This window comes from Streptomyces sp. P9(2023) (assembly GCF_032436795.1).
In the GTDB taxonomy this organism is placed as follows: Bacteria; Actinomycetota; Actinomycetes; order Streptomycetales; family Streptomycetaceae; genus Streptomyces.
In genome coordinates, this window is the sequence record NZ_JAUPWM010000071.1 from 1 (window position 1) to 6,592 (window position 6,592).

The window sequence follows — 6,592 nt, forward strand, 5'->3', positions numbered from 1 at the left end:
CTAGGCGGGGCGATGCGCCGGGGCCGACGGGCGGAGCCCGGCGCAGGCGTCCGAAGCCGGTGAGGCCCCCTGGGCCGATCCGTGCGAGGGCGGCCATGGGGATCGGTCCGCGACGCGTCGCGCGACGACGCACAGCGCGAGTACGACGAGTTCGACCCGTTCTAGGCGGGGCGATGCGCCGGGGCCGACGGGCGGAGCCCGGCGCAGGCGTCCGAAGCCGGTGAGGCCCCCTGGGCCGGGCGGCCATGGGGATCGGTCGGTTCTAAACGGTGCCTGAGGGCCCCTTCCTGTGGGCCTGGGTGCCCGGGGGCCTCAAGGGCCTGTCTACGGCGAGCGCCGCCGAACCTCATGGAGGTTCGGCGGCGCTCGCCGTTTTTCGGTCGCGGAGGCCGGCCCTCAGGACGCCTGGCTCTCCGCGCCGTCCAGGAGGCGGGTCACCGTGGGGCGGCCCGTCAGGCCGAGGGTGACCACGGACGCCGGGCCGCCGTCGGTGGACGTCAGGGCCGCGGGGGTGCCGACCGTGACGGCGGACTCCTGGGCGCGCGCGTGGGCCACGCCGCCGTCGCGGACGTCGTAGACCAGGCCCTCGCCCCCGTCGGCGGCGACGGCCATCAGGAGCCCGTCCGCGCCCGGCTTCCGGCCGCCGACCAGGCTGACCCGGCCGTACCCCGGCACGGCCGGGTTCGCGACGGTCGTCCAGCGCCCGGTCCGCCCGGCCGCGAGCCGCTCGACCATCACCCGGTCGCTCGTCACCGGCCGGTAGCCGACCAGCACCGAGCCGTCCGCCGCGGTGACGGCGTCCGGCGCGTCCCCGGGCTTCGCCACGAGCCGCCGCGAGGCCTTGCGCAGCTCACCGGAGCGCGTGCGCTGCGCCCAGTGCTCGACCCAGCCCGGAGACGCGGCGAACAGATGGATGAGCCCGCCGCCGTCCACCGTGGCCGAGAGGCCCTCCTGGATGTAGCCGCCGGGCAGCGCCCGCCAGGGCGACCAGGTGCCCCCCTGGTCCATCACACGGGTGCTCACGCCCTTGTCCCCGTTCCGTACGAAGACGTGGATCCGGCCGTCGGAGCCGGTCACCGCGGTCGGCGTACCCGTCAGCCTGCTGCGCCGGGGCCGGGTCTCCGGGGTGCCGAGGCCGGTCCAGCTGGACTCGAACGCCCCGCCGGGCGTCCGCTGCCGCAGCATGACGACCTCCCGGACGTTGCCGGACGTGCTCCCGTCCATCCGGGAGAAGCGCAGCGCGAAGACCAGCTGACGCCCCTCCGCATCCGTTATGACGGATATCGCGGGCGCCAGCGGCCCGCCGCCGAGGTCCTCGGGCGCGCCCAGGACCCCGGGGGCCCTGCCGGTCCAGCGTGCGAGGCGGGTGCCGAGCACGGCGTACACGGTCATGCCGCCGTCGGCGGCGGTCACGACCTGCGGGCCGGCGTTGGGGTAGCGGCGGTGGGTGCTCCGTACCCACCCCTTCTTCGAGATGAGGACGCGGTCCGAGCCGATGTCGTAGTCGCCGCAGCCCGCGGAGTTGCCGCACTGCCAGCTGGGGTCGCCGCCGTAGGCGTTGAGGTACCGGGCCTTGAGGGCGACCGTCTCGGCGGGCAGGTTGTGCGGCCAGCGCTGGTTGTAGTAGCCGCGGTACGACTCGGTGTGGAACGCGGGGACCTTGCCGCGCGCGGTTCCGTCGGCCCACTCGGCGAGCGCGCGCCAGGCGAAGAGCCCGGTGGCGGTGTGGTCCGGGTGGTCGGAGTAGCCGACCTGGTCACTGCCGCGCGGGTGCCGCTTGTCGTGGACCTGGGCGTCGGGGTCGGGGTCGAGCGTACGTATCAGGGTGGGCCTGTAGCGCCGCAGCAGCGAGACGAGGGCGCCCACGAGCTCGTCGCGGCCGTAGGAGAACGACCGCTCGACCGGGGAGCCCGGCGTGGGCTGGGTCGGCAGGCGGACCCCGGGAGTGCCCCACAGGTGCGCCATGTTGACCGGCTTGCCGTGGTGCTTCGCGTGCATCCGGATGTTGAGGAAGATCAGCTCCGCGCGCCGCCCCTGGTTCTCCAGGACGTTGATCTCGGCCTCCCGGCCGTCCGGCAGCGGGATCGTCCGGCGCTCCCAGGAGGTGAACAGCGGGGCGCCGAGCATCCGTGCGTACGCCTGGCGCAGGCCCTGCTGGCGCGAGGAGACGTAGGCCGGGACGTCGGCGGGCGGCTTCGGCCTGCCGGGGATCAGGTTCTCACCGAAGGAGCCGCCGTCCGTGACGTACACGGAGATCACCGGCACGCCGTTCGACAACGTGTGGATCACATCGGGGTTCATGAAGAAGAGGTCGTCGTCCGGATGTGCCACGATCTGCATCACCCGCGCGCCTTCGGACTCCGAGAATCCGTTCCGGGGCTCCGGGCTCAGTTGCCGTACCGGAAGTCCGGCACCGCCCGCGCCCGCGCGGTCGGCGGTGGTCGGCGTGGCCGGGGTCGTCGCCGTCGTACAGCCGCTGACGAGTCCGGCCAGCGTCACGCCGGCCGCGGACGCGAGCAGCGTGCGCCGTGACGGCAGGTAGTTGTCGAAGTCGCTCCGGCGGCCCATCTTCCCCGTTCCCTCCTATGGCGATCCGTCCGGGATCGCCATAGGTAAAGAGGGGAAAAATCCACGTAGGTTTCACTTGACCAAGTGATCGCAGTCACACAATCGTCAAATCAGGAGTCAACTTGCCATTGAACTTCGTCCTTGACAGCATGTGCCGCTGACTGTCAGCTGAGAATGGAAGCCGGGATTCGCCGTGAGTGACTCACTGCTGCCCTACGCGGTGGGCGCTGCGAAGCGTGCGCGCCGGGCCGCCGTACGAATGCGCCGTCGGGTAGAGCAGTTGCACACCGTGCCGGCGATCGGTGGCGGGATCCGGCCGAGCGCCCAGCTCCGGCCCGTGCACTTCTCGATCTCCAGCGGCAGGACCCTGAACCTCGCCGTCGCCGTACCGGGCCGGCGGGTCGCCTCCGCCGTGCTCGTGCTCTCGCACGGCACGAGCCGTGAGCGCGTTCCTCTGGAGCTCGAACCGCAGGCCGACGGATCGGTGCTGCTCACCGCGACCGTCCCGCTGCGCTACAAGGACTCCCCGGAGCCCGCCGGCCGCGGGCCGGTGCTGGGCAGCGGCATCTGGCGGCTCGCCGTGATGATCACGGACGAGGACGGGCAGACCCGTCGTACGACGCTGGCCGCGGCCGCCGGCCGGGACCTCTCGGACGGGCCCACCCTGCCGTACTCGCCGTCGCCGACCAGCGGGGCCACCTTCCGGCTCGTCCGCTCCGTCGACGGCTTCGCGCTGCTGAAGGTCCGGGCCCCCCGCCCGCACGCCGAACTCACCTCGTTCGACCTGCGCTGGGACCGGGTCACCGTGCACGGACGCCTCATCGGCACCGCTCCCGCCCTGCCCGCGGGGACCGCCGAGGCGGTGCTGCGCCGCGGCAACCACAAGGCCGTCACGATCACGCCCTCGTGGCAGGACGACCGCTTCACCTTCGACGTTCCCCTGGACAGGATGGGCGGCGGGCGCGGACCGGCCCGGACCTGGGACCTGTACCTGCGGCTCGGCGGCACCAGGCTGAGGATCGCCCGGAAGCTGACCGACGTCCGCCACCCCAAGCAGGTCTACCGGACCCCCTTCCGCATCGTCGCCCTCGACGACGGCGCCCTCATGCGGGTGCACGCCCACGTCACCGCGGCCGGAGCGCTCGCCGTCAACTGCGCCGATGTCATAGCCGCGCACCCCAGCACAGAGGAAGTCGCATGAAGATCACGTTTCTGCTCACCTGGGGCGACGAAATGGGCGGCACCGAGATGGCCGCCTACACCCAGGCGATCCACCTCGCGCCCCGCCACGACGTCGAGGTCATCAGCGTCTTCAAGACGCGGCAGGAACCCTTCTTCGGTGCGGCCCGGAAGGTGAACCGGCGTTACCTGGTGGACCGCACCGGCGCGGTCGAGCGCCCCGTGCGGACCTCCTCACTGGACGCCGAGGCCTGCCGCACGCTGGCCTCGCTCCCCAGCGAGATCATCAAGCCCTCCTGGGAGAGCACCTTCAACCGGCTCTCCGACATCGAGATGACCCGGGCGCTCGGCTCCCTGGACACCGACGTCCTCGTCACGACCACGCCGGCCCTCATGGCCGCCGTCGCCGACCTCGCGCCGGCCCGTGTCGTCACCGTCCACCAGGAGCACCGCGCCTCCCAGCTGCGCGGCGTGTCCGGCGAGCCGCTGCTCGTCCACGCGCCCCGGATCGACGCCCTCGTCTCGCTGACCGAGCGCACCAACGACTGGTTCGCCGATTCGCTCGGCGACGCGGCCCCCGAGCTCGTCGCCATCCCGAACGCGGTGCCCGACGGCTTCCGCCAGCGCTCCGACCTGGAGAGCAAGACGATCGTCCTGGCTGCCCGGATGACCCCGGAGAAGCAGCTGGACCACGCCATCCACGCCTTCCACCGGATCTCCGCCGACTTCCCGGACTGGACGCTGCGGATCTTCGGCGACGGCCCGCAGCAGGTGCGCCTGCGTCACCTGGTCGAGGGGCTCGGCCTGCACTCGCGCGTGGAGCTGATGGGCCGCTCCGACCAGATGGAGCAGGAGTGGGCCAAGGCCGCGCTCTGCCTGCTGCCCTCGCGCAACGAGGCGTTCCCGCTGGTCCTCCTGGAGGTCTTCGCCGCGGGCGTGCCCGTGATCGCGTACGACATCGTCACCGGGCCCGCCGAGATCATCCGGCACGACGTGGACGGACTGCTCGTCCCGCCGCGCGACATCGACTCGCTGGCCGCGGCCATGTCCCGGCTGATGGCGGACGACGACACCCGGCACGCCTTCGGCAAGGCCGCCCGCGCCGGCGTCAACGAGCGCTTCTCGGGCGAGAAGATCACCGCGCAGTGGGAGGAGCTCTTCGAGCGCCTCGTCGCCCGCCGTGACACGCCCGAGCGCCTCGCCGCCCGCGCCGACCGCACCGCGCTGCGCATCGCGCAGGGCGGTACGAAGAGCTTCAGCGTCGCCGCCCCCGTCTCCCTGCTCTCCAACTCCGCCGACGAGCAGAAGGCGCGCGAGGTACTGATCCAGGCGCAGAACAGGTCCCTCATCCGCTCCGCGGGCCGCCTCGCGGAGGAGCGGGACGACATCGACGCCCCGACGATGGCCAACCTGAACCTGGAGATCACCGCCAAGGCCCTGGAGGACGCCGGCGTTCCGTTCGTCCTCGTCCGCAACGACGGCCTGGCCCATCTGGTGGCGGTCGCGGTCGAGCACCGCGAGCGCGCCCTCCAGGCGCTGGCGACCGAGCTGCAGGGCAAGCCCGTCTACGGCGAGCTCATCACGCCGCGCGGCGCCGCCCCCGGCGCCGTCCTCGCCGAGCGGCTCGGCGACGTCGGCGAGATCGCCGGTGTCAAGGTCTTCAAGCCGGTGACGAGCGCCAGCCGGACGCTGCGCTACGGGCCGGCGTACGGCTGCACCGTCGAGTTCTGGGAGGAGGACGAGGACGGCTGGCGCAACAGCCCGCGCTCCACCACCCTCCTCGGCCGCCGCCTGCCCTCGCTGGAGGCCACCGCCAAGCTCCAGGTCGGCACCCACGCGTACCCGACGCTGAGCCAGTTCACCAAGCAGCTGATGTGGGACGTCGACTTCCCCATCGACGTCGTCTACACCTGGGTCGACGACACCGACCCGGCCTGGCGCAAGCGGCGCGACGACGTCCGCCGCAAGCTCGACATGGCGGTCGACGACGCCGACAGCGGTGACGTCCGCTTCCGTAACCGGGACGAGCTGCGGTACTCGCTGCGGTCGCTGCAGATGTTCGCGCCGTGGGTGCGGACCATCTACCTGGTGACGGACGACCAGACCCCCGACTGGCTGGACACCTCCCAGCCCGGCATCGAGGTGGTCAGCCACAAGAGCATCTTCCCGGACCAGTCCTGGCTGCCCACGTTCAACTCGCACGCGATCGAGAGCCAGCTGCACCGGATCGAGGGGCTCTCCGAGCACTTCCTCTACTTCAACGACGACGTGTTCGTCGGCCGTCCGCTCTCGCCCAGCTCGTTCTTCCTCAGCAACGGTGCCGCGAAGCTGTTCCGTTCGCCGACGTCCGTCCCGCCGAGCGAGCCGTCGCCGGACGACGAGGGCTACTTCGCCGCGGCGAAGAACAACCGGGCCCTGCTGGAAGGTGCCTTCGGCCGGGTCGCCACGCACGGCTTCCTGCACGCCCCGCACCCGCTGCGGCGCAGCGTGCTGACCGAGATCGCCGAGCGGTTCCCCGAGGAGGTCTCGGCGACGGCCCGCAACCCGTTCCGGGCCAACACGGACCTGTCGATCACCTCCTCGCTGCACCACCACTACGGGTACCTCACCGGCAGTTCGGTGCCGTCCGCGATCTCCTGCAGCTACGTCAACGTCGGCAACTACGAGCACCACTCGGTGCTCAGCCGGCTGCTCGCCTCCCGGAGCCACGACGTGTTCTGCATCGGCGAGTCCGCGGACGCGGAGGTGCCGGTGGACGAGCAGGACCGCGTGCTGCGGGCCTTCCTGAACGCCTACTTCCCGGTGCGTTCGCGCTTCGAGCGCAGCTGATCCCGTACAGAAGAGT

The 6,592-nt window shown here is 72.0% G+C and carries 3 protein-coding genes; 2 read left to right on the forward strand and 1 reads right to left on the reverse strand.

Annotated elements, in window-relative coordinates:
- Nucleotides 1–396: 396 nt before the first annotated feature.
- The gene (locus tag Q5762_RS36500) at nucleotides 397–2,568 is read right to left on the reverse strand and encodes a PIG-L family deacetylase (RefSeq protein WP_315896629.1); all 2,172 of its coding nucleotides are present in this window, start codon (nucleotides 2,566–2,568) and stop codon (nucleotides 397–399) included.
- Between the two features lie 193 nt (nucleotides 2,569–2,761).
- On the opposite strand from Q5762_RS36500, the gene Q5762_RS36505 reads away from it, so the two are divergent.
- Nucleotides 2,762–3,769 carry a hypothetical protein gene (locus Q5762_RS36505; RefSeq protein ID WP_315896630.1) on the forward strand — a complete coding sequence of 336 codons (1,008 nt, stop codon included), beginning with the start codon at nucleotides 2,762–2,764 and terminating at the stop codon, nucleotides 3,767–3,769.
- Nucleotides 3,766–6,576, forward strand: coding sequence for a stealth conserved region 3 domain-containing protein (locus tag Q5762_RS36510; RefSeq protein WP_315896631.1), 2,811 nt, complete (start codon nucleotides 3,766–3,768; stop codon nucleotides 6,574–6,576). Before Q5762_RS36505 ends, Q5762_RS36510 begins: the two co-directional genes overlap by 4 nt.
- The last annotated feature ends 16 nt before the right edge of the window (nucleotides 6,577–6,592 follow it).

Bases quoted from the DNA above. Each gene is read 5' to 3' on its own strand.
- Q5762_RS36500 (WP_315896629.1), bottom strand. From the start codon at position 2,568: ATGGGCCGCCGGAGCGACTTCGACAACTACCTGCCGTCACGGCGCACG.
- Q5762_RS36510 (WP_315896631.1), top strand. From the start codon at position 3,766: ATGAAGATCACGTTTCTGCTCACCTGGGGCGACGAAATGGGCGGCACC.